Source organism: Haloquadratum walsbyi C23 (assembly GCF_000237865.1).
Classification (GTDB): Archaea; Halobacteriota; Halobacteria; order Halobacteriales; family Haloferacaceae; genus Haloquadratum; species Haloquadratum walsbyi.
In genome coordinates this window covers 2,853,902-2,877,274 of record NC_017459.1, presented here as the reverse complement: position 1 = coordinate 2,877,274, position 23,373 = coordinate 2,853,902, and the positions used below count along the sequence as shown (strand labels likewise).

19 protein-coding genes are annotated in these 23,373 nt (G+C 47.9%); 14 read left to right on the top strand and 5 right to left on the bottom strand.

Annotated elements, in window-relative coordinates; translation table 11 throughout:
• Window positions 1-26: 26 nt before the first annotated feature.
• From HQRW_RS12965 to tpiA, 3 genes are all read left to right on the top strand, one after another.
• The gene (locus tag HQRW_RS12965; RefSeq protein WP_014556950.1) at window positions 27-641 is read left to right on the top strand and encodes a CDP-alcohol phosphatidyltransferase family protein; all 615 of its coding nucleotides are present in this window, start codon (window positions 27-29) and stop codon (window positions 639-641) included.
• A gap of 59 nt (window positions 642-700) precedes the next feature.
• Window positions 701-1,234: a multiprotein bridging factor aMBF1 gene (locus HQRW_RS12960; protein ID WP_011572556.1), complete on the top strand. Its 534-nt coding sequence runs from the start codon at window positions 701-703 to the stop codon at window positions 1,232-1,234.
• A gap of 143 nt (window positions 1,235-1,377) precedes the next feature.
• The gene (tpiA, locus tag HQRW_RS12955) at window positions 1,378-2,022 is read left to right on the top strand and encodes a triose-phosphate isomerase (RefSeq protein ID WP_014556949.1); all 645 of its coding nucleotides are present in this window, start codon (window positions 1,378-1,380) and stop codon (window positions 2,020-2,022) included.
• Between the two features lie 156 nt (window positions 2,023-2,178).
• Here tpiA and HQRW_RS12950 read toward each other — a convergent pair whose 3' ends face one another.
• A complete protein-coding gene (locus HQRW_RS12950) occupies window positions 2,179-3,516 on the bottom strand; it encodes a DNA polymerase Y family protein (RefSeq protein WP_014556948.1) in 1,338 nt (445 codons plus the stop codon).
• A 361-nt stretch (window positions 3,517-3,877) separates the two neighbouring features.
• Here HQRW_RS12950 and aroA point away from each other — a divergent pair, with 361 nt between their 5' ends.
• The 9 genes from aroA to surE all read left to right on the top strand — a co-directional run bounded on the left by aroA (window position 3,878) and on the right by surE (window position 16,002).
• A complete protein-coding gene (aroA, locus tag HQRW_RS12945) occupies window positions 3,878-5,176 on the top strand; it encodes a 3-phosphoshikimate 1-carboxyvinyltransferase (RefSeq protein ID WP_014556947.1) in 1,299 nt (432 codons plus the stop codon).
• Window positions 5,177-5,437: 261 nt separating this feature from the next.
• Window positions 5,438-6,589 carry a chorismate synthase gene (gene aroC, locus HQRW_RS12940; RefSeq protein ID WP_014556946.1) on the top strand — a complete coding sequence of 384 codons (1,152 nt, stop codon included), beginning with the start codon at window positions 5,438-5,440 and terminating at the stop codon, window positions 6,587-6,589.
• A gap of 844 nt (window positions 6,590-7,433) precedes the next feature.
• Entirely contained in the window at window positions 7,434-9,332 is a 1,899-nt protein-coding gene (locus HQRW_RS12935) for a 2-oxoacid:acceptor oxidoreductase subunit alpha (RefSeq protein WP_014556945.1), read from the top strand.
• Between the two features lie 2 nt (window positions 9,333-9,334).
• Complete coding sequence (locus HQRW_RS12930) at window positions 9,335-10,273, top strand: thiamine pyrophosphate-dependent enzyme (RefSeq protein WP_011572550.1); 939 nt, start codon at window positions 9,335-9,337, stop codon at window positions 10,271-10,273.
• 81 nt (window positions 10,274-10,354) lie between these two features.
• Window positions 10,355-10,783: an HTH-type transcriptional regulator LrpA1 gene (gene lrpA1 / locus HQRW_RS12925; protein ID WP_011572549.1), complete on the top strand. Its 429-nt coding sequence runs from the start codon at window positions 10,355-10,357 to the stop codon at window positions 10,781-10,783.
• Between the two features lie 415 nt (window positions 10,784-11,198).
• Window positions 11,199-12,392, top strand: a complete 1,194-nt coding sequence (locus HQRW_RS12920) for a M24 family metallopeptidase (RefSeq protein WP_014556944.1) — start codon at window positions 11,199-11,201, stop codon at window positions 12,390-12,392.
• A gap of 198 nt (window positions 12,393-12,590) precedes the next feature.
• Window positions 12,591-13,361, top strand: coding sequence for a prephenate dehydrogenase/arogenate dehydrogenase family protein (locus tag HQRW_RS12915; protein ID WP_014556943.1), 771 nt, complete (start codon window positions 12,591-12,593; stop codon window positions 13,359-13,361).
• Window positions 13,358-14,989 carry an S-adenosylmethionine-dependent methyltransferase gene (locus tag HQRW_RS12910; protein ID WP_014556942.1) on the top strand — a complete coding sequence of 544 codons (1,632 nt, stop codon included), beginning with the start codon at window positions 13,358-13,360 and terminating at the stop codon, window positions 14,987-14,989. Before HQRW_RS12915 ends, HQRW_RS12910 begins: the two co-directional genes overlap by 4 nt.
• Window positions 14,990-15,204: 215 nt before the next feature.
• Complete coding sequence (surE, locus tag HQRW_RS12905) at window positions 15,205-16,002, top strand: 5'/3'-nucleotidase SurE (protein WP_011572545.1); 798 nt, start codon at window positions 15,205-15,207, stop codon at window positions 16,000-16,002.
• A gap of 393 nt (window positions 16,003-16,395) precedes the next feature.
• On the opposite strand, the gene speB is transcribed toward surE, so the two are convergent.
• The 4 genes from speB to HQRW_RS12885 all read right to left on the bottom strand — a co-directional run bounded on the left by speB (window position 16,396) and on the right by HQRW_RS12885 (window position 19,835).
• Window positions 16,396-17,223, bottom strand: coding sequence for an agmatinase (gene speB, locus HQRW_RS12900; RefSeq protein WP_014556941.1), 828 nt, complete (start codon window positions 17,221-17,223; stop codon window positions 16,396-16,398).
• Between the two features lie 14 nt (window positions 17,224-17,237).
• Window positions 17,238-17,612, bottom strand: coding sequence for a translation initiation factor IF-5A (locus tag HQRW_RS12895; RefSeq protein ID WP_011572543.1), 375 nt, complete (start codon window positions 17,610-17,612; stop codon window positions 17,238-17,240).
• Between the two features lie 160 nt (window positions 17,613-17,772).
• The gene (locus HQRW_RS12890) at window positions 17,773-19,452 is read right to left on the bottom strand and encodes an AarF/UbiB family protein (RefSeq protein WP_049892149.1); all 1,680 of its coding nucleotides are present in this window, start codon (window positions 19,450-19,452) and stop codon (window positions 17,773-17,775) included.
• 11 nt (window positions 19,453-19,463) lie between these two features.
• Window positions 19,464-19,835: an Hsp20/alpha crystallin family protein gene (locus HQRW_RS12885; RefSeq protein ID WP_048066848.1), complete on the bottom strand. Its 372-nt coding sequence runs from the start codon at window positions 19,833-19,835 to the stop codon at window positions 19,464-19,466.
• A gap of 209 nt (window positions 19,836-20,044) precedes the next feature.
• On the opposite strand from HQRW_RS12885, the gene HQRW_RS12880 reads away from it, so the two are divergent.
• Window positions 20,045-21,394, top strand: a complete 1,350-nt coding sequence (locus tag HQRW_RS12880) for a molybdopterin molybdotransferase MoeA (RefSeq protein ID WP_014556939.1) — start codon at window positions 20,045-20,047, stop codon at window positions 21,392-21,394.
• Window positions 21,391-23,280 carry a molybdopterin biosynthesis protein gene (locus HQRW_RS12875; RefSeq protein WP_014556938.1) on the top strand — a complete coding sequence of 630 codons (1,890 nt, stop codon included), beginning with the start codon at window positions 21,391-21,393 and terminating at the stop codon, window positions 23,278-23,280. Before HQRW_RS12880 ends, HQRW_RS12875 begins: the two co-directional genes overlap by 4 nt.
• Window positions 23,281-23,373: the final 93 nt, after the last annotated feature.

Genomic DNA, 23,373 nt, shown 5'->3' with positions numbered 1-23,373 from the left:
ATACAACTCATACTTGTGATGCTCCCATGACACTTGATCAATACCGTGCAGTTGCAGACAGATTGCTTGACCCATTCGTTGACGTTGTCGATCGACTTGGGGTATCACCAAACGGTGTCAGCCTTATTGCGTTTGGATTTGCTGTTGGTGCTGGCGGAGCGTTCGGAATCGCGACCGCAACTACATATGTTCTCGGTGCTGTATGTGTATTCTGGAATGGATGGCTTGATCTTGTTGATGGAGCGCTTGCACGCGAGCGCGGGGTCTCCTCGGAGGATGGTGATCTTCTTGATCATGTGCTTGATCGGTATGCGGATATTGCGATGCTTATCGGACTTGCTGCTGGTTCCGACGCTTACGCACTCGGATTCGTGGCAGTCACCGGTGTCTTGATGACATCATATCTTGGAACCCAAATCCAAGCCGTCGGATTAGGTCGTGAATATGGGGGACTTGTTGGGCGAGCGGATCGACTTGCGTTGATCGGGATTACAGGTGTGCTTGCTGCTGTGACAACACTCCCAACCGTACCAACATATTATCTTAATCTCAGTGTTGTTGGCTGGCTATTGCTTTTCTTTGCGATTGTCGGTCATTTGACGGCTATCCAGCGATTTTACCGTGCATGGAGTGACCTCTAGACTCTGTTGAAACCGCTTTGGCGTATCGTTTATATCCTTCCCTTGATTATCACCGTGATATGCCTCAGTGCGAGATGTGTGGTAGTGACCAATCGTCACTAACGACAGTTAAAGTCGAAGGGGCCGAACTCGAACTCTGCGGTGATTGCAAGGAGTTCGGGACCGAGGTCCGCACTGAGTCGAGTTCATCTACCTCGACAAAGTACTCAACATCAAGTTCAAACTCTGATGAGTCGAGCACAAATTCGACTGGGAGTACGACCTCATCGGCCTCACAAAGCGGCGGGTCTCCACGCCGCGATATGTTCGACAATATGGATGAGATTGCCGCGGACTATGATAACCGGATACGCCAAGCTCGTGAGTCACGAAGTCTGAGCCAAGAAGATCTTGCCGACTCATTAAATGAGAAAGCAAGTCTGATTCGGAAGCTTGAACGAAGTGATATTCTTCCATCCGATGACGTCCGTGAGAAACTAGAACGACGGCTTGATATCTCACTTGTTGAAGGAACAGACACCGACGAAGATGAGTGGTCAGGTGGCTCTTCAACAACAACGACTCTTGGTGATGTAGTCAAACGAAAGGATTGAATGCTCAGATAAGATCACGCTGGATAGCACAAAATCAGTAGTCGTATATCGTCTTATCTCGGTGTATAATAATCAACAATGAGTTGATCAAATGTCTCACTCAGATGTGAATCTATTTTATCTTCCGCTGTAGAGTGTATACTATGTTTATCTTAATCAATCTCAAGGCATACCCGTGTGACCCACTCGAAATCGCGAACGCAGCTCGAGATGTTGCTGATGATTCCGGAGTTCGTGTTGCCGTATCACCACAGGCAGCCGATATTGCGCGTGTCTCGGATACCGGTGTCGAGACATGGGCACAGCATGTTAGCCCAAATAACTACGGGAGTTACACTGGTAGTACACTTGCGGAGGCTGTTGCAAACGCCGGAGCAACTGGAACACTAATCAATCACTCCGAGCGGCGACTCACACTTGCTGATATTGATACAGCCGTCAACGCAGCATCGCGTGTTGATCTTGATACGTGCGTCTGTGCGAACAACCCAGCACAGATTGGGGCAGTGACAGCACTTAGTCCAGACAGCGTCGCTGTTGAACCACCAGCGCTCATTGGTGGAGATGCATCCGTTGCAACAGCTGATCCGGATATTGTCTCCAATGCTGTTGAGTCAACAAATAGTATTGATAAAACAGTTGATGTCTACTGTGGAGCCGGAATATCTGCTGGTAATGATGTTATCGCTGCTCGTGATCTCGGTGCAAGTGGTATTCTGCTTGCATCTGGGGTTGCAAAGGCAGATAATCCTCGAAAAGCACTTGAAGACCTCGTAGCTCCCATATAACCACGAGAGAAGCAATAGATGAATCGTTGAATCCAACTGAATCTCGCAGCATCATACTAACATCATGAGAACTTCTTTTAGATGCTCGATATAGAGATGAAACAATCACATGAGTCTCACTGAATGACTGTTGGACAGTTTCAGTTTCAACTTTATTTAGTCATGTTCAGTGCCAAATTCCCCTAATGATACTTGTCCACTGCTATATGACCGATGTGGGTATTCATTAATATCTTTGGTGTTATTATCGTCTTGAGCGTCGTCAACTGGCGCAGTTGGGACGCATGAACGGTCACTATCCCATTCGCGTGCATCGAGTTGTGCTTGGTCGGCGGCAGCGAATGAAAGATTTGAGACCCGAACACCGATTTTTCGGGCAGCCTCCTCTTCGAATTCTGAAAGGAGTTCACAGGCGACATCAATGACAAGATCTGCATCCTCAATTGGACCCGATAATGACCGCTCTCGGGTGCGCACTTCATATGGAGGAATAACAATCTTGATTCCAATCGTTTGATATAGCGCACCCCGTTGATTAGCTCTTGCCGCAACATCAACTGCGAGTCCACTGATAGCATCACGTTTCTGTGCCTCATCCTCAGTCGCCGCTGCAAAGGCTGACTCTCGCGAAAGACTCTGTGGCTTCCCTGTTGGTGTTACCTCACGATTATCATTACCCATCGCACGCTTCGATAACGTTTCTGCACGTGAATCAAGAACTTCTGTCAAGCGCTTTCGATCTGCCGTCGCAAGGTCCCCAGCTGTTCGAACCTCTAACTCGCTCAGTCGATCCGCCGTTACGGGACCAACACCATGGATAGACTCAACAGGAAGTGGACTCAAAAATGATGCGACAGAGCCCGGCTCAATAACGACGAGCCCATCAGGCTTCTGATGATCAGATGCAATTTTTGCTGCTGACATATTCGGAGCAACACCAACGCTTACTGGAACGCCCACCGTCCGCATAATCCGCTGTTTGACATACCGTGCGTATCCCTCTGCAAGCGTTCGGTCACCGCTCTCAGTTTGCTGCCAGGCTGTCCGGTCGGTAATGTCGAGATACGCCTCGTCAATACTTACCTCGCGGACTACATCTGCGCAATCATGTAGAATATCTTTAACTTCTGCTGCCACCGATTGATAGAAATCAAGATCAACTGATCGATAATATCCGGATGGATTTGACTCTGTGTCGGTATCATCGGCACCATTAGGCTCATCAACATCTGCACGCGGTAGTCGTTCAAGCGCGTGAGATATCGGTTGTGCGCTTTCAATACCGTATTCACGCGCTTCGTAACTTGCTGTTGCAACGGCGCCAAATGTCTCTCCTGGTTCATACCCCATCCCGATAACAACAGGGACATCCCTCAACGCTGGTTCACGAAGACGCTCACAGGACGCATAAAAACAGTCCATATCGACGTGGAGAATAATCTGATCAGGCGTGTTTGTAGAATTATCAGTACCAGGGAGCGTTTCACCACGCATTAGCAGTTCTATCCAGATATAGCATGATATATTTGCTCAGATTGATTATAGTTTGTAGTCTTTTTGCTCAATGGCGTATGCTCGACATTCTGTCCATAGTATACGACGAAACCCGAATAAAACTATCGCTATTCTGAACTACTGGTGATATCATATGCTGAGCAGGCGCAATACCACGACCCAACTCGGTGGCAACCTTCGACGGGTCACGCGAAAGCGTATTTGAATCCCGAAGAAACGCGCAACCTGAATATCCCCTTCGGAGAATCCTCGCGCTTTAGCGCCGGGAGGATATCGAAAGTTGAAACGTTTATGACTCGATGACCGATAGCATCATACTCCCACCGAAATCATCAATCATATGGACGTTAGTATCTCACGTTCACGGGTTCGCGGACGAGTTCGTGCACCTCCATCGAAAAGTTATACACATCGGGCTATCCTTGCCGCAGGATATGGCGATAGTGCAACTATTATTGACCCATTAATCAGTGCAGACACACAAGCAACAATGCGTGCAATTGAGGCATTTGGTGGGACTGTTGAGCATGTAGATGAAGATCACATTGAGATCACTGGATTTAATGGGCGCCCAAGAACCCCAACAGATATTATCAACTGTGAAAACTCAGGTACAACGACACGACTTGTTGCTGCCTGCGGTGCGCTTGCGGATGGGTTGTGTGTCCTTACTGGTGATGAATCCCTTCGGTCACGTCCACATGGTCCGCTGCTTGAGGCTATTGAAACGCTCGATGGGCGTGGAGAGTCAACCAGACGGAATGGACAAGCGCCACTCATCGTCGGCGATGCATTTCAGGGTGGCTCAGTTGCCATTCCTGGCGACATCTCATCACAGTATATCACTGCGTTATTAATGGCAGGTGCTGTGACCGCGGATGGCATCGATATCACTCTTGAGACCGAGCTAAAATCTGCCCCATACGTTGATATTACGATTGAATTGCTATCAGCGTTCGATGTGACAGTTGAGCGAACTGCTGATGGATTTGCGGTTCCTGGTGGGCAGTCATACACACCGACTGATGGCACCTATGTGGTTCCCGGTGATTTTTCATCAATATCATATCTACTAGCTGCTGGTGCTGTCGCCGCCACAACAGATGGTGCTGTTATTATTGAAGGCGCTCACCAAAGCGCACAGGGTGATAGTGCAATTGTTGAGATTATTCAATCAATGGGTGGACAAGTTGCATGGGATCGTAACGCTGGTGAACTTACTGTTCCAGCAGCGTCGTTAACTGGAATTACCGTTGATGTTGGCAATATGCCAGACCTTCTCCCGACGATTGCGACACTTGGTGCCATTGCTGACGGCGACACGGTAATTAATAATTGCGAACATGTTCGATATAAAGAGACAGACCGCGTCAGTGCAATGGCAACCGAACTTGGCGCGATGGGAGCTTCAGTAACAGAAAAACAGGATCGATTGACTATCCATGGTGGTGAAACGACGCTTTCTGGAACGCACGTTGAGGGACATGGAGACCACCGAATTGTCATGTCACTGGCGATTGCTGCGCTCGCCGCAGAGGGTGAGACGACAATCAGCGATAGCGAAGATGTTGATGTATCATTTCCATCATTTTTTGAATCATTATCAGCCCTTGGAGCTAGCGTCCAAGTACATAAATAGGCCCAATTCAAGACATGTCATTTACTCATTGACTATATCATAAATTGATAAATGGGTGAAACACCCCATGGTCAATACCTGTGGTATTCGCCTCGACGATCTATAAAGATATTATATATAACACTTTTTGAGGTGCAGTAAGCCTGAGAGAGTTTTCGGGACCAGTCTCAGCACATCATCAAACCGTGCATGCAATCTTAGGCTGGTTCGCTCAGGGAGTACCTCCAATGTATATATGCACGGGAATCAAACCAATGTGTAATGAATGGCAACCGATTTGGCCGTATGTTTCAGGTCACAACGTATGGCGAAAGCCATGGAGATGCGATGGGTGTGACCGTCTCCGGCTGTCCGGCTGGTCTCGAACTTGAAGAAGCAGATATCCAAGCTGAACTTGACCGTCGAAAACCAGGGCAGTCGATGATTACTACCTCACGGGGTGAGCCTGATGCAGTCGAGATTAACTCTGGGGTGCAGGACGGATATACAACAGGAACACCGATTGGGATGGTTATTGAAAACAAAGACGCTCGGTCTGGAAAATACGAACCATATGTCACCGCCCCTCGACCAAGTCATGGTGACTTTACGTACTCAGCGAAGTTCGGGACGCGAAACTGGGGCGGTGGTGGTCGATCATCAGCTCGTGAAACGGTTAATTGGGTTGCTGCCGGCGCGATCGCACAAAAGATTCTCACAGAATATGGAATAAAAGCAAAAGCACATGTCAACCAAATTGGAGACATCAAAGCACCACCGGTAACGTTCGAGGAGATGCTTGAGCACACCGAAGAAAACGAGGTTCGATGTGCACACCCAGAAACTGCTGAAAGAATGCGTGAGCGAATTGATGAGTATCAGACTGAAGGTGATTCAATTGGTGGAGCAATTTACTTTGAGGCTCGTGGAGTCCCTGCAGGACTTGGCGCACCTCGATTTGATTCGCTCCCTGCTCGTCTCGGAAAGGCAATGTTTTCCGTTCCAGCAACTACGAGCGTTGAGTATGGTCTTGGACATGAAGCACGTGAGTGGCGTGGATCAAACCGAAATGAAGACTGGGAATTTGACGAAGACGGCAACCCGATACCGGAAGGAAACACACACGGCGGATTACAGGGCGGTATCACGACTGGGCAACCAATCTATGGCGAGGCAACATGGCACGCGCCAACGTCAATCCCAAAAGAGCAACAAACTGTTGACTGGGAAACAGGCGAGCAAAAAGACATTCAGGTTGTTGGACGGCACGATCCTGTACTTCCACCACGAGCTGTCCCAGTCGTTGAAGCTATGTTGAACATTACAATCCTTGATTTCATGCTTCTTGATGGTCAGATTAACCCCGACCGACTTGATGATAACCCAGGACAATATGAAACTGAATATCATCCATCAAGTCCTCAAACGAATTAATTCTATCTTAGAGCCGACCTCTCCTCTATAGCAGGTCACGAAATGCAAGGCGAATATCTCAGAAAGTAACTCCAGCGGAAGTCATACAGATTTTAATTTGCTGCATGTGAGAAACGTGTAATTACTGTGAAGTACCTCGGGGTCAAGCCCCGAGGCTTCACCGTTTGGGGTCTGCACAGCACCCGCAGGCGAATTTAATTCCCTCCGACCTTCCCCGTGAGGGGTCGGCTGGAATTAACACCCGAACTCAGCGAGGAGTCCGTGGAGGTTGGCGGCTTCACTCCGCGCCCGTTGAAACCCCCGTCGCACCATCATAGTAGCGGATTTTGAGAGGGGCCACATTTCCAAACTGTCAAACGACCAGCGAAGGAAATGAGGTCTTCACTTCCATACTTTGATGGGTTGTTTCTGGTCGTTGTCACCGTGTGAAACGCTAGAAATAGTTAAATTTGTGGCATATAGTGACGGCATTCACCCTCGGGGTCAAGCCCCGAGGCACTCTGCCTGTTAATCTGTAGAGATGATTGGAGTCATTTGTCCGTATCCATAGATAAATATGAAATTACTACACAGTTCACCGGGTTCAATTTCTGTTTGGCTATGTGTCAGATTAGATTATCGCACGTTCATCCTCCCTGTGTCTCATTGTTATAGTGTAGTCCAACTGGTAATTCCAACAGTATAATCCAATATCGAAATAGAAGTGAAGCAGATATGAGGAAATTTCTCATCCTCTCGTCTGTTGATTTCATCATCATTTTTCCTTGGTAATGTATAGCAAAGCATTTAATCAATTCATGCTCCAATATTAATTACTGGTCCACGTGGGCCGTGAGCTTAAATTATGACTGACGACGAACTTATCTGGCGAATCGCAGGTGGCTCCGGCGATGGAATCGCCTCGACAAGTCAGAATTTCGCGAAGGCCCTGATGCGCGCAGGGTTGCATGTATTCACACACCGTCATTATCCGTCACGAATTCGTGGTGGTCATACGTATACAGAGGTACGTGTCTCTGCGGACTCTGTGACATCACGTGGCGATGGATATAATTTCCTGTTGGCACTTGGCGATTCATTCGCTCGGAACCCACAGGAAGATGCATACTATGGTGTCGAAGAAATCAAACCTCTCTCAGAAAACCTCGATGATCTCGATGAAGGAGGTGTGATTGTCTATGATACGGGGTTGCTCGACCCTGATGACATCCCTAATTTCGACGAACGCATCGATGCAAACAACTGGCATGTTTATGATATTAATCTCCGAGAGATTGCCCGTGAACATGGGCGTGAGGTAATGCGTAACACAGCAGGCGTTGCAATCACATGCGCGATTGCTGACATTGACCCAGGTATTATCAAAGATATGATGGCTGACGCAATGCCTGATAAAATCTTTGAGCCAAACATGGACGTCTTTGATGACGCATATGAGACCGTTACTTCAGAATTTGATGCTACTGCCCCAGATATTTCAGTCCCAACAGGGAATCATGATGAAGAGCAGGTTCTCGTTTCAGGGTCAGACGCAATCGCGTACGGTGCGATTGATGAGGGTTGTCGGTTCATCTCTGGATACCCGATGACGCCATGGACAGAGGTTTTCACCATTATGTCACAGAACCTCCCAGAGATTGGAGGCGTTTCAGAGCAGGTTGAAGATGAGATTGCCGCAGCAGCGCTCGCAATCGGTGCATCGCATGCTGGAGTCAAAGCAATGTCAGGGTCCTCTGGTGGTGGCTTTGCATTGATGTCTGAGCCGCTCGGACTCGCTGAGATGACTGAAACACCGGTCGTACTGATTGAAGCTATGCGAGCGGGTCCATCGACAGGCATGCCAACAAAGCCAGAGCAAGGTGATCTTGAACACGTGTTATACACCTCACAAGGAGACTCACATCGTGTTGTTTTCGCCCCTGCTGATTCTGAGGAGGCATATCATCAAACGCGGCGTGCGTTCGAGATTGCATATGAGTATCAAATCCCTTCGATTATCCTCTACGATCAGAAAAATGGAGGAGAACTACAGAATATTCCAGCCACTGTCTTCGATGAAGAACCAAATCCAGACCTTGGGTCAACACTTACAGAGGCGGAATTAGAGGATGCATCTCATGATCCGTCTGGGAAATATAACCGTTTCCAGCATGCTGGCGAAAATGGAGTCAGCCCGCGGTCACTCCCTGGACAGGAAGGTGGTCGATTCCTCGCAACAGGGAATGAACATATGCCTGCAGGTCATATTTCAGAAGATCCGGATAATCGAGTCAACCAGGTTGACCGTCGGATGGAGAAACTCGAAGCCATTCGTGATGATCTCGAAACTGATGGACAGACCCGAAACACCCAGTACGGTCCGTCGGAAGCACAGTATGGTATTTTGACATTTGGATCTCAACAAGGAACAGTCAGAGAAGCAATCGATGAACTTGATACCGAAGGCTACCATGTCAAGATGCTCGGTGTTTCTGAGCTTGCTCCATATCCGGTTAAAGAGGTGTCATCATTCATTGAGAGCGTTGATGAAGTGCTAGTCGTTGAGATGAACGCCTCCGCACAATTCCGTGGACTGACTCAAAAAGAGCTTGGTCGGTATGGTGATAAACTTTCGAGTCTGCTTAAGTATAATGGTAACCCGTTTGAACCCGCGGAAATAGTCGATGGGTTCATTAATAGTATTGTCGAAGACCGGACTCTCAATGGTAACGAGACTAAATATATTCCAGCAGCGAGTGATTAATTATGAGTGCATTTAGTGCAATTGGCGAAGAGCAGGAGCATGACCGTAGTGAATATACCCCTGGGCTTGAGCCCCAAGCTACATGGTGTCCTGGGTGTGGCGACTTTGGCGTTCTTAAAGCGCTCAAAGGTGCTGCCGCAGAACTTGGGCTAGCACCTGAGGAAATGCTTGTCTGTACAGGAATCGGTTGCTCAGGCAAATTGAATAGTTACTTCGAGAGCTATGGATTCCATACAATCCATGGACGATCGTTACCGGTTGCTCGAGCGGCAAAAGTGGCAAATGATGGTCTTACAGTCGTTGCTGCAGGCGGTGATGGTGATGGATACGGTATTGGCGGTAACCACTTCATGCACACCGCCCGTGAGAACCATGATATGACGTATATTGTGTTCAATAACGAGATCTTTGGCTTGACAAAAGGGCAGACATCTCCAACATCACCAAAGGGACATAAATCGAAAACACAACCACATGGGTCTGCGAAGGATCCAATCCGTCCGCTGTCGATGGCTCTGAACGCAGGTGCATCATATGTTGCTCGAACTGCCGCAGTCAATCCAAATCAAGCTCGGGATATTATTGTTGAAGCAATTGAACACGATGGGTTCTCGCATATTGACTTTCTGACACAGTGCCCAACGTGGAATAAGGATGCAAAGCAGTATGTCCCATATATCGATATTAATGATTCCGATGAGTATGATGTCGATACAACGGACCGTTCAACAGCCTCACAATTGATGTTTGAGACTGAAAATGCACTTCACGAGGGGACTGTCCTCACTGGTCGATACTACGTCGATAATAATCGTCCATCATATCAACAGGAGAAAAAGCGGACCGGAGAAATACCTGAAGAACCACTTGCAGAGAAATACTTTGATGACGAGTATGAATGGGACCGAGTATACGATACTTTCCTCGATAAACACAAATAACCCACCGTCTGTTGTTCAGATAGCCTGATGTTGGTTTTTTGATTCGGAAGTTATTTTTTTCACCAACCAAAATATGAACGTATGGAAGTTACCTCAACAGAGGGTCGTATCCTTGATGTTCTCGAGGACGATGCGCAAGCATCGTATGCGGAAATTGCTAAACGAGCAGATGTTTCAAAACCAACAGTTCGGAAGTATATCCGAAAAATGGAAGAAGAAGGCGTAATCGTTGGATATTCAGCAGACGTTGACCCGAAGAAACTCTCTGAAACTTCAATTGCAGTCGTTGGTCTTGACGTCGCTTCAGAGCGATATGTCGAAGTCACACGAACCCTGCGGAATCTTGAGTCGATTGAGTCACTATATACATCCTCAGGCGATCATATGTTGATAGCAGAGGTCCGAGCACCAGACGGTGACGCGCTTGGAGATGTGATCTCTGAATCGGTTCTTGATGTTGATGGTGTTACTGCAGCGCATCCATCATTCCTTCAGGAGCGACTCAAATAACCGCACAGAGAGTAATCACATCCATCGATGTATCACATATAGAAGATGCACGCTCACGTGCGACCCTCTTACTCTCGGTTTGGTATCGAAAAGATATCTTGAGCCTACCCTCGCAGGAGTTACTGAAAACAACAGTATGAGAAAAATAATCCTACATATATTCATTTGATTTATATTTGCATAATTATGTTATACTAATTGATTCGTATATACACCTAATTTGAGAGTTCCTACTTGGAGACAACATCACATCGCACACTTATTCCAATTCACCCCGAGGACTTTCTTATCGCTGTAACATAACTTGAATTAGTATATCTCGGTTTACTCACAGAGTTCCCTACATATACATACACAAAAGTAAAATATGAATGCGAATACAGACACAGATTCAGATTCAAACGACGATTCCAGTATGAGCACAGAACTCACGCCAGAACCAGATTTCACAGATCTTGATACATATCTTGATGAGGCAGGCGCTGATGGTTATCTAGTTGACGCGGATGGATCAAGTTCCACACAGCGGTACCTCTCCGGATTTGACGCACCTGATCCATTCATCACGATTTATACACCTGAAAAAACAGCACTTCTGGTTTCCGCGCTTGAGTATGGCAGAGCACAGGCAGAAAGCCGAGCAGATAGTGTGTCGCGGCTCGCAGATTATGATTATCGGTCAATCGTAAGCGAATATAATGCAACGACCGCCAAAGCACGTGTGACTGCCAAGTGGCTTCAAGAACACGATGTAAAATGCGTTGTGACTCCAGAGCGCTTTCCACTTGGACCTGCTGATACACTACGTGAGCACGACCTCTCAGTTAGTGCTGAGGCTGATGATATAGTCACCACAATTCGTGCACAAAAAACGGAGACAGAAATTGAGCATATCCGAGATGCACAAGCGGCAAATGAGGCAGCGATGGAAACCGCAGCGAAGCTGATTAATTCAGCGACTGTCGATGATGAAATCCTGTATTACGATGATGAAATACTCACCAGTGAACGAATCAAACAGGCAATCGAAACAACATTGCTGCAGCATGAGTGTGCGCTTGATGAGACAATTGTTGCATGTGGTTCAGATGCTGCTGATCCACATAATCGTGGTCATGGACCCATTTATGCTGATGAACCAATTGTTGTCGACATTTTCCCACGATCAAAACAAACGCATTATCATGCGGATATGACCCGAACATTTCTGAGAGGAACGCCTGATGAGACGCTCAGCAACTGGTTCGAACTCACTCAAAACGCACTCACAACAGCAATCGACGCGATTGAACCTGGTGTCACTGGGCAATATATTCACGATATTGTCTGTGATATATATGAGAATGCTGGAATATCGACACTTCGGTCTGACCCTACTGCAGAGACTGGCTTTATTCACTCAACGGGTCATGGTGTTGGATTAGATGTGCATGAACTTCCGCGCGTCAGTCCCGATGGAGGCAAGCTCAAACCAGGACATGTGATTACTGTGGAACCAGGGATATACGATCCAACTGTCGGGGGACTTCGAATTGAGAATCTTGTTGTCGTTACTGACTCCGGCGTGGAGAACTTAACGACATATCCAATCACACCACTTGGAACGTAGTAATTCCAGTTGTCATATTTGCGTCAGTTTGATGTCGACCCTCATTTCACCGTGTGGCTGAGAATGAATGATTATATTTGGCCATCAATGAATTCATATCGGTTTGTATCGACTGAGTTTTATTTTGCTATCATGACTTTCCTGATCGAATTGACCTATCGAACTGTTTTTCACAGCAACGATGCATAGTTAATGACAATGGAGGTACTCGTGGTCGGTGCTGGTGAGATGGGCCGCTGGATAGCCCGAACGCTTCTCCAGTCCTTTGACATCGCCTTTGTCGACCGTGATGATGCAATCGCAGTAGCAGCGGCTGAAACAATCCAGCGAGACGCTGATCATGCTTCACATAACAGAACCGTTCAGGCTGTTACGGGCGATATAAACGCGACCTTTTCAATTGTCTGTCTTGCTGTTCCAATCACTGCAATTGAGCCCGCGATTATTAATTATGCAGACCGAGCGGAGCAGGCAATATTTGATATTACCGGAGTGATGCAGACTCCAGTTGAGATGATGCAGGCACATTGTGAACATCTTGAACGTCATAGTCTGCACCCACTGTTCGCAGCTACAAACGCGCCGGGAAATGTTGCTTTCGTCCCTGATTCTCCCGGTCCGATTACAAATAGGATTGTTGATACAGTTATTGAAGCAGGAAACCATGTCTTTAGAACCACGCCGAATGAACATGATATGGCGATGCAGACAGTCCAGGCAAGTGCACATGCGGCTGTGCTTGCATATGCTCTTGCCGCTGCGGATGTTCGCGATGAGTTCGCAACGCCCGTTTCGCGTGCGCTTGATGATATTGTCGCGACTGTGACTGATGGGTCCCCCCGTGTATATCAAGAGATACAAACAACGTTTCGGGGCGCTGATGAGGTCGCATCAGCCGCTCGTCAGATTGCTGATGCCGATCCTGAGACATTTAATCAATTATACACTGAGGCAGGCGAACACACATGATTGACCGCGAAGCTGTCCGGACGAATGCGAAATATCTCCGTAATGTCCGTCCTATTGATCCAAATGAGATTTATGAATATATTGAGGATCAACCACATCCAGCAGTTGTTCGTGAAACGCTTCGTCAAGAGGCATTTGAACTTGGATTAAGAGAGCGAGCTGATGGAACATTCGTGCCTGCTTCGACAGACCCGATACCGGATCCAATGTGGCAACCAGATATGCTTCCTCGTCGGTATGATGAGGTTATTGCTGATCATCTTGTGGAGCGATTTGGTTCTGAATGGTACCGTGGTGACTCTGGCGCGATGCTACGGTCAACAATCCGCCGACTCAAAAGAGATTATTATCAGCAAAACCCTGTCGAATATGATCAGACTGTCGCACTTGGATATGCGATCTATCATTTTTCCGATTATTATGCGGCAATTGGATACGTTCTTGATGATTTACTTGAGCAGGGATGTCTCTCACAGACACTCCGAATTCTTGATGTCGGGGCAGGAGTTGGTGGTCCAGCAGCTGGCATTCACGACTATCTTCCAGAGAGTAGCCTTGTCGAGTATCATGGTGTTGAGCCATCCGCAGGAGTCGATCTCCTCACAGATATCCTCGCAGAGACCCGACGAAACTTCCGAACAACAATTCATCACGAGTCTGCGGAATCATTTGATCCTACCTGTATTGGGTCCGCAGACAATGAGCGTCCATTTGATGTGATTCTCTTTGGAAACGTCCTGAGTGAACTCGATGACCCATACATCGTCGCCAGACGGTATTTATCTGCAGTTGCTACTGATGGGTCATTCATTGGACTTGCTCCGGCTGATAAACACACCAGTATCCACCTTCGAGCAATCGAGCGAATGCTGACAGGTGACCCACTGACAGAACCAATCCTAGAGGATGAGGGGCAGATTCTATCTGAGCGAGCGGGCAATTTAACACCAGCTGCGACGCCTGATGATGAAATAGACGCAACGATTTATGCTCCGACACTTCGGTTATGGTCTGGGAAAACCCCATCAGACCGCGGGTGGTCATTTGACCGTCGATCAAGGGTTACGGCGCCACCAACGCAACAGCAACTTGATGATGCACCACGGGTGATGAATAAGTCTGAAACAACGGCAGCCGGACAGATGGATCGAGATTCAGAGACTGCTGGTGATGGTAGGTTCCGTAATGAAACTGTCCAGTTCTCATATACAATTATTAGGCGAGATGGAACTGCCCGAGCGCCTGTCTCTGCTAACCCTCGACGGCATGCTGCGATGGAGACAATGGAGACCCACGTCACAAACCGAATTGACCTTATAGCAGTAAAACTGAGCCATGATCTTACTACATCGCCCACAGAGAACTCAAATCAATATAGACGTGGACACGGCTCCTCAAACCTACAAACTTCGTATGATACTAATCCTGTCTTCAAAATCGGTGACGGGAGTCAAACAACCGATCATTATGCAGTTGTAACCGTTAAGGACACGCTCACAGAACCACTCTTGACTGCGGAATATGGTGCTATACTTGCCTTTGAGAATGTCCTTTGTCTTTGGAACGATGATGAGGATGCATACAATCTTGTTGTTGACGATGAATCAGTAATTGATATCATCGCATAACCAACCGGTATTGCATGTTTCTCGGTTATATCATACCGATTAATACACGATACAGAACTGTGATTCCACTCAACATTCATAGGTCAAAGCTAAAATGCGTGGATTCTCAGGCTGTGATGCACTATTGATACCCAGATATAGCATATATTGAGTTATAGACCACAGTCAAGCACAGTGTGCGGTACATCTTTTCACTCGCCGCACAGAGTATAGTTATGAGCGAATCCCTTTCGGTCCTTTTGACGAACGATGACGGTATTGATGCCGTTGGCATTCAAGCGTTATACCAAGCGTTCGATGATATTGCTGAGGTTACTGTTGTTGCCCCAACAGATGATCAAAGTGCGGTTGGTCGGCAACTGTCCTCAGATGTTACAATCCATGAACACGATTGGGGGTACGGAATCGATGGCACCCCAGCTGACTGTGTTGTTGCTGGCGTAGAAGCGCTTTGTCCAGATGTTGACCTCGTCATTGCTGGATGTAATAAGGGTGCTAACATCGGTGCATATGTTCTTGGTCGGTCCGGAACTGTCAGTGCAGCTGTTGAATCGACGTTCTTCGACGTTCCCGCAATGGCGGTGTCGATGTACATTCCGGGCGGTGGCGATACTCCGTGGCATAAACAGGCAACGGAGGTATCAGCATTTGCTGATGCAAGTCGAGCAGCCACATATCTTGCTCGACATGCATTCGATGCCGGCGTGTTCGAACAGGCTGATTATCTCAATATTAACGCTCCAGTAGCAGCAAATGAGCCGGCAACACTTGAAGTCACGCGTCCCTCCAGAGTTTATGACATGACAGCTGAACATGATGGCAACGGAACAGTAACTTTGCATGACCGTGTTTGGGAACGGATGCGAACCGATGATATTCCTGACCCGAGCGGCACAGACCGTCGCGCTGTTGTTGATGGACATATTTCAGTATCACCACTGGCAGCCCCACACACAACAGAACATCATGAAGCGCTTGATGCACTTGCATCGACATATCTCGACTCAATCTAGACGAAAAGCAGCGCGAGTTCCCCGCCTCACCGTGGGCGGGGGTGAAGCGCGTGCGCTCGGCTACGTCCCTGTTTTGAACCATCGGGACGCCCTACAATAATTTGGAGACGACCTCTGTTACGGTGGCACCGACGATGTGTTCGGGTGTTACCGGTTCCACGCGAGTCTCGCTAGAGACGAGCGCGGGTGGAATCAAATTTGCTATCGGTCGTTCCGCTGGCTTCCTGCTAGAGACCACAGCGAAGTCACGGATCACCACGCCCATGATACTTCACTATACAACGTATATACCTAGACACCACAAGACTGGTTCACTCAAGATTACTCAAACTCTCAACCAGGTAATGATAACTTTTGTTTCTATCGAGCAGGCTCCGTCTCGTTGGTTGTGTATCACGTTTTCGCTGCGTAATGCATATAAATAAAATCGCGTACAAGCTTTCCGGCGAGGCTTGCTGTCTGCCCATCATCACGGTCAGTGACCTCAACAATATCAAACCCAACTGCTGAGCTTGCAGCGGCTCGAACAGTTTCTCTTGCATCCTGTGGTGTAATCCCACCGGGTTCAGGCGTTCCAGTCCCAGGTGCAAATCCTGGGTCGACTGCATCAATATCCACACTGATATAACTCGATCGATCACCAATCCACGTAGTTACATCGAACCCTGCGGTAAGATCAGTTGGCGATACGATAGTTACATCTGCGGCTGTTGCACGTTCCCACTCGGTCTCCGTGCCGGTTCGAGCACCAATGATTAGTATCTCCTCGATTGTATCTATTTTAGATATATGATGGGTTACGGTCGCGTGACTGTTTGTGTTCCCATCATATGTCTGGCGTAGATCGAGATGTGCATCAAGACAAACGAACACATCTGGCATTACCGCATCAACGCCTGCGCGGGTGATAGTATGTTCTCCGCCAAGTAACACCGGGAGGGCATCATCACGGATGATAGCAGTAAGTTCACCATTGAGCCATTCAAGATACTCTGTTGCATCATCCCATGCACGTACATTCCCTTGATCAATAACGCCGCACGCAGAAAAGTGCAGGTCGGTCCGTCGGTCATAGTCGTCAAACGGACGAGCGAACTGTCGAATACGGTCGGGACCAAATCGGGTGCCCGGAAGAAATGATGTTGAAACATCCAACGGCGCTCCAATGATGACATACTCAGCAGCGTCACGATCAATGGACTCTCTGGTCCCAGGAAACATTACAACGTGTGTGATTAGACGATCTTTCGCTGCCCTTCGTATTCGAGATACTCTATTTCATCATCAGGTGACATGTCCTGGTCTTCAGGGACTCGCATTGTGAATGTCTGATAATTATCAAGATCCATTATTTGTGCATCAGAACCGGTGACTGAGACAACCTGTCCTTGCTTGCGCTCAATGATTGGAACCCATACCTTCGCATCAACCGGTTGTGAGAGTGACCGCTTCCGATCATCAAAAACACCATTCCCTTCAACTCGAGCCTTTGCACTCCCATGCTTACCAGGCTTTGCCGTGCTATATGAGTTGATCTCACACGGAGATTCATCCATCATTACGTAACTGCCTTCTTGCAGTTCGCGAACCTGCTTCTGCTCTCTCGGCATAACTTACGATACTTGTCTAGTTGGTATAAACGGTTTGGAAACAGCACCAAAATAATATTAGGTCAGTGCTTGTTTAGATATATCGATTAAACGATATTTATGCATTTGATATATATCTATATCGATATATCAGGCACAGCTAATATGAAACATGACATTTCTAATCACGACCGCGGCGTTCTCGCATACTCTGTCGTGTAAATTGTGGCTTTGTCTGTACGCCACGCTTTGATCGAAATGACCGGTATAACGCAATGATCACAGGAAGGGTTAGCACCGCTGCAACAGTCGCTGGAAGTACACTTGATTGGTCGAATGCATAGAGAATAGCTGTCGAAAGCGCACCGACGGCGACAAATAATCCATATACAATCCGCCTTGCAAGTCGGTCGATCACATTGCTTTGATCCTGTAGTCGAACATCGACAGATAGATTATCTCGCTCAATTCTATCAAGTACCCCGTTGAGTTTCGGTGGTACCTCAACGAGCGCACGTGCTGTGTCTTGTGTCTGCGTGCCTGCATCTGCAAGGAGTTTTCGCGCTGTCTCCTCATAATATCCTTCTGACTCAATATAGTCAGTTGCAACAGAGATAAAATCAAACTCTGGGTCAAGCGTTACACAAACACCCTCAACAACTGTTGCCACACGAAGAACCAATGCAAGATTACGTGGAAGTCTTAGCGGGAATTCATATATTGTCGACTCGACCTGATCGACAATCTGTTGCACACGATATTGCTCAATATCTTCACCCCGGGCATCAGCAATTGCTAGTTGCATAACATTTCCCATTACCTCCCGGTCTGCTTCTGGCGAAAGTGTTCCCATCTCAATGAGCGCATCCAGAATTCCATCAATATCTTGATTCGCAACAGCAACATAGAAATCGATGATTTTTTCTTGAATAAACGGACCGACAGTCCCAGACATCCCGAAGTCATAAAAGATGACCGTACCTGTTTCAGTCACTGCTAAATTCCCCGGATGTGGGTCTGCATGGAATACTCCATCTCCAATAATCATTTGTAAATACACTTCTTGAAGTGTCTCAGCTAATCTTGTGCGGTTGAGTCCCATCTCATCCAGTTCTTCAATATTATTAATTTTCGTCCCTGGAAGATACTCCATAGTCAGGACTCGGGATCCTGAGCGTGATTCAATTGCCTCAGGAATTCGAATATCATCGACTGACCTGAAATTCGACCGAATCTGCTGTAAAATCCGACGTTCACGGTCGTAGTCCATTTCTTGACGAATCGTTTTTGCAAATTCATCGGCAAGATTTTCAAGTGAAAATGCCCGTCCTTGTCCAATAAATCGTCTCACAATCGGCAATGACCATCTGACAACCCGGAGGTCTGCTTCAACGAGCGTTTCAATTCCTGGACGTCGGATCTTCACCGCGACGGGATCATCATCGTAGGTAGCTGTGTATACCTGACCGAGACTCGCACCACTAATTGGCTCACGATCAAAATCATCATATATCTCGTCGACCGGACCAAGCTCATCCTCAATAACAACTTTTGATTCCGCCCATGGCGCTGGTGGCACATCATCTTGAAGACTTGAGAGAACCTCAATATACTCCGCAGGAAGTACGTCTGGGCGGGTCGATAGTAATTGTCCAAGTTTGATGAATGTCGGACCCAGCGTCAGTAATGATTCAAGTAAGATCTCAGCTCGTGCTGTCTGTGTTTCGGCGTTGACACTTCGTGTGCCACCGAATAATAAATATTTCCGCTTGTCGCGGGCATATGCAATAATCAGCGGGAAAAACTGTCGAATAACGACAAGGAACCGCCAGTATGCTCGAAGATTCACCGCCGTGACCACTCCATCACGCCTTAGGCGCCCTCAGGAGACGAGATAGGAATCGTCTGATCTGGAGCCGCGTCTCGCTTAGGTAGTGTAATCTCCAGGACTCCACGATCCATTTCTGCAGACGCACCAGAACCTGTCGCATCAGGCGGGAGCGGAAGGTCAACATCTAGAAATAGTGACCGCTCTTCACGGATATAGCGGAAGTCCTCATCTGATGGGAGGTCCTTTTCACGTCGCGCCTCAACAGAGAGCCGTCCTCGGTCGACGCTGAGCGTTGTCGTATCGGCTGTCACGCCTGGGAGATCAAGGACGACAAGATATGCGTCCGCAGATTCTAATAAATCAGCGAAAACTGCGGACGGAAGCTCCTGCAATGCATCCCGCAATGGTGACATACATATGTTCAGCATCGGGAGGTCGAAAAAGCCCGCGGTTGACGGCGACGTGATAGTGTAACTCTCATCTGTTTTATCATATGGTATGCATAATTGAAATATTGTATATCTTTCATATAACGATGAGTGTAATAGGAATTATTGATCTACAGACATTATCGAAATTGAATCCGATAAGCCGGGAGAAACTTTTCTACGCGCATACCAAAATGGTAGTTATGGATAGCACTGACGCCACTGACGCCGGGGACGCCTCTGATCCTGATCGCCGGTCGTCGGGATTCAAAAATCGAACTAAACTTGCAGAAGCCCGTCGTCAGCTATTAGGAGATATCAGTCCTCATGAGCGGATTGATAATTTATCACTCGGACAAGCGGACAGCCGTGTGCTTGCAGAACCTATTACTGCACCACGAGCAGTCCCAGGTTATGAACGTGCTGCGATGGATGGGTGGGCTGTTCAGGCTCATGACACATTCGGTGCTGGTGATCGCTCACCGAAGGTACTTCAGGTCGCTGATGATACAGCCGAATCAGTCCCAGATACACCAGTCGGTCCCAATGAAGCAGTTCGTGTGCACACTGGAAGTGCACTTCCAGATGGGGCAAATGCAGTCGTAATGATTGAACAGGTAACACAAGTCGGGACTGAAATTGAGGTATTCGATGCAGTCACCGAGCGTGAGAATGTTGCACCTATTGGTGAGGATGTTGCAGAATCACAATCACTGTATAATCCAGGTCATCAACTTCGACCCTCTGATCTTGGATTGTTGAAATCAGTTGGACATGATCGTGTTCAAGTGTATGAACGCCCGACTGTTGGAGTCATTCCGACCGGTGAGGAACTTGTTCAATCTAATCCAGGTCCTGGTGAGGTTGTTGAGACAAATGGGCTGACTGTTTCTCATCTTGCTAACCGATGGGGTGGTATTGCAACATATCGGAACGTCGTCACAGATGATCCGGCGGCGCTTCGCGCGGCTATCCAGCGGGACCTAACAAAGGATGTTGTTGTAACGACGGGTGGATCCTCAGTGGGGTCAAGAGATCTTGTCCCAGAAATCATCGATACCCTTGGATCAGTGCTTGTCCATGGCGTAGCGCTCAAGCCTGGTCATCCGGTTGCACTTGGGATTATTGAGGACACTCCGGTGATCATATTACCTGGATACCCTGTTGCAGCAATCGTCAATGCAGTACAATTCCTTCGCCCGATTCTAAAGTATATTGGACATCTCCCGTGTAATTCGCCTCCAACAACAACGGCTCAACTTTCACAGAAAATTCCTAGCGAGCCAGGAGTGCGAACATTCGCACGGGTTCGAACAGAGACCACGACTGCTGCTGATTCCGATATCGATACTGACGCTTACATCGACACTAATATCGATACTAATGATGTCATCTCAACAATAGCAAAACCGACACGAGCGTCTGGGTCAGGAGTACTTTCATCAGTCGCGCTTGCAGACGGCTGGGTAATCGTTCCTGAATCGCGCGAGGGACTTGATGCCGGTGAGACCGTGTCCGTCGAGCAGTGGGAGTGGTCAACATGACCGACCGACGAGAGTTTCGTGATCTCGTTTCTCCAGACGTTGCTCATGAAATTATTCATGATCTGCCAATAGCATCGCCGCCTGAAACTGTCTCGTTGACGTCAGCCCGTGGTCGTGTGCTCGCAGAACGCATTGATGCTGATATTGATGTTCCAGGATTTGACCGAGCAAGTATGGACGGATACGCTGTCCGTGGTCGGGATACTTTCGGTGCTGATGAGGCCGCTCCAGTTGACCTCGATCGCATTGGAGCCGTTCATGCTGGGGCAACACCAGATATCACCGTCGATTCAGGAGAGGCTGCAGAAATATCAACAGGTGCAGTGATGCCGTCAGGTGCTGATGCTGTTGTCATCGTTGAACGAACACAAGAGCATGATGATGGAGCGACAGTGCGTGTGCATGATGCGGTCGCGCCAGGTGATAATGTAATGATTGCCGGGACTGATGTTGCTGCCGGAACACGGGCATTGGGACCGGGGACACGACTCACGCCACGAGAAATTGGACTTCTCTCAGCACTTGGTGTTGAGTCGGTTCCTGTCCGTGGTCGCCCGACCGTTGGGATTGTTTCGACGGGTGATGAACTCGTCAGACCAGGGTCAACACTCGATACCACCCGTGGTCAAATATATGATGTCAACAGTTACACTATTGCTGCGGGTGTTGAGGAGGCAGGTGGTGAGGCAAAATTGTATCCACACACTGGTGATGATTATGATGAGATGGAACAGCTGCTCATTGAGGCAGCCGATGAATGTGATCTTGTATTATCTTCTGGGTCGACATCGGCATCAGCAGTCGATGTGATTTATCGTGTTATTGAATCACGTGGAGATCTTCGACTCCATGGCGTTGCGGTCAAACCAGGGAAACCGATGCTTGTGGGTGAACTTGACGGCAGCGCCTATATTGGTCTTCCAGGATATCCTGTTTCAGCACTCACAATATTCCGGTTGTTCGTTGCCCCTGCAATCCGATCAGTTGCTGGGCAGCCGAACCCACAAACGGCGACACTCACTGGGAAGATGGCTGTCGAGGAGCGATATGCAGAAGGACGATTGCGATTGATGCCTGTCGGAACTGTCAGCAATACAGTGGGTGAAACGCTTGTATATCCTGTTGACAAAGGGTCGGGTGCGACAACATCACTTGTTGAGGCTGACGGGGTTGTTGCTGTTGACCCTGATACGGAGTATCTCGCCACAGGGGAGTCTGTAACTGTTGAGCTATTCTCTCCAGATGTTCGACCGCCAACACTCCTTGGTATCGGCGAGGATGATCCTGTTTTCTCGCGTATACTTGATACATTATCGAACCCCCGATATCTCGCTATCGGTAGTCGTGAGGGTAGACGCCGACTCCGCAATGATGTTCCAGACATTGCTGTTGTTGCTGGACCAAGTGACCGGTCTCTTGATACCATTTCGCTCGGTTCGTGGAAAAGAGAATGGGGACTTCTCGTCCCAACAGGAAATCCTGCTAATATCGACGAACTATCGGATATTATCGAACTGAATCAGCAATTCGTTAATCGTCGAACTGACTCGGGACTTCGACGTGAACTTGATGCAACCATCGACTCACTCGCAGACGACCGTAACGTCTCTCGACGAAAACTCACACAGTCAATTCAGGGGTATGAACGAGGGGCAAAAGGTGTTGAAAGCCCTGCACGAGCCATCATACAGGGAAACGCAGATACCGGATTAGGACTCCGTATAACGGCGACTGAGCGTGATCTCGAATTCATTTCGCTTGGTACACAGCAAGTAAGCGTTGAGGCTAACCCAAATCGTATTGAAAAATCAGGCGTTGAAGAGCTATCGGATCATCTTGACTCTGATACGGTGAATATCGACTCATATCACGGGTATGAGCATTAATCAATTAAATATAATTTTCACAATATCTATAAGTTATTCTCTTAAATATTATTTCGTTACCGGATAGAGTCCTGGTATTATTTTTATGCTTAT

Coding starts and splice junctions, on each gene's coding strand:
- HQRW_RS12965 (WP_014556950.1), top strand. CDS start 27: ATGACACTTGATCAATACCGTGCAGTTGCAGACAGATTGCTTGACCCA.
- HQRW_RS12960 (WP_011572556.1), top strand. CDS start 701: ATGCCTCAGTGCGAGATGTGTGGTAGTGACCAATCGTCACTAACGACA.
- tpiA (WP_014556949.1), top strand. CDS start 1,378: ATGTTTATCTTAATCAATCTCAAGGCATACCCGTGTGACCCACTCGAA.
- HQRW_RS12950 (WP_014556948.1), bottom strand. CDS start 3,516: ATGCGTGGTGAAACGCTCCCTGGTACTGATAATTCTACAAACACGCCT.
- aroA (WP_014556947.1), top strand. CDS start 3,878: ATGGACGTTAGTATCTCACGTTCACGGGTTCGCGGACGAGTTCGTGCA.
- aroC (WP_014556946.1), top strand. CDS start 5,438: ATGAATGGCAACCGATTTGGCCGTATGTTTCAGGTCACAACGTATGGC.
- HQRW_RS12935 (WP_014556945.1), top strand. CDS start 7,434: ATGACTGACGACGAACTTATCTGGCGAATCGCAGGTGGCTCCGGCGAT.
- HQRW_RS12930 (WP_011572550.1), top strand. CDS start 9,335: ATGAGTGCATTTAGTGCAATTGGCGAAGAGCAGGAGCATGACCGTAGT.
- lrpA1 (WP_011572549.1), top strand. CDS start 10,355: ATGGAAGTTACCTCAACAGAGGGTCGTATCCTTGATGTTCTCGAGGAC.
- HQRW_RS12920 (WP_014556944.1), top strand. CDS start 11,199: ATGAGCACAGAACTCACGCCAGAACCAGATTTCACAGATCTTGATACA.
- HQRW_RS12915 (WP_014556943.1), top strand. CDS start 12,591: ATGGAGGTACTCGTGGTCGGTGCTGGTGAGATGGGCCGCTGGATAGCC.
- HQRW_RS12910 (WP_014556942.1), top strand. CDS start 13,358: ATGATTGACCGCGAAGCTGTCCGGACGAATGCGAAATATCTCCGTAAT.
- surE (WP_011572545.1), top strand. CDS start 15,205: ATGAGCGAATCCCTTTCGGTCCTTTTGACGAACGATGACGGTATTGAT.
- speB (WP_014556941.1), bottom strand. CDS start 17,223: ATGTTTCCTGGGACCAGAGAGTCCATTGATCGTGACGCTGCTGAGTAT.
- HQRW_RS12895 (WP_011572543.1), bottom strand. CDS start 17,612: ATGCCGAGAGAGCAGAAGCAGGTTCGCGAACTGCAAGAAGGCAGTTAC.
- HQRW_RS12885 (WP_048066848.1), bottom strand. CDS start 19,835: ATGTCACCATTGCGGGATGCATTGCAGGAGCTTCCGTCCGCAGTTTTC.
- HQRW_RS12880 (WP_014556939.1), top strand. CDS start 20,045: ATGGTAGTTATGGATAGCACTGACGCCACTGACGCCGGGGACGCCTCT.
- HQRW_RS12875 (WP_014556938.1), top strand. CDS start 21,391: ATGACCGACCGACGAGAGTTTCGTGATCTCGTTTCTCCAGACGTTGCT.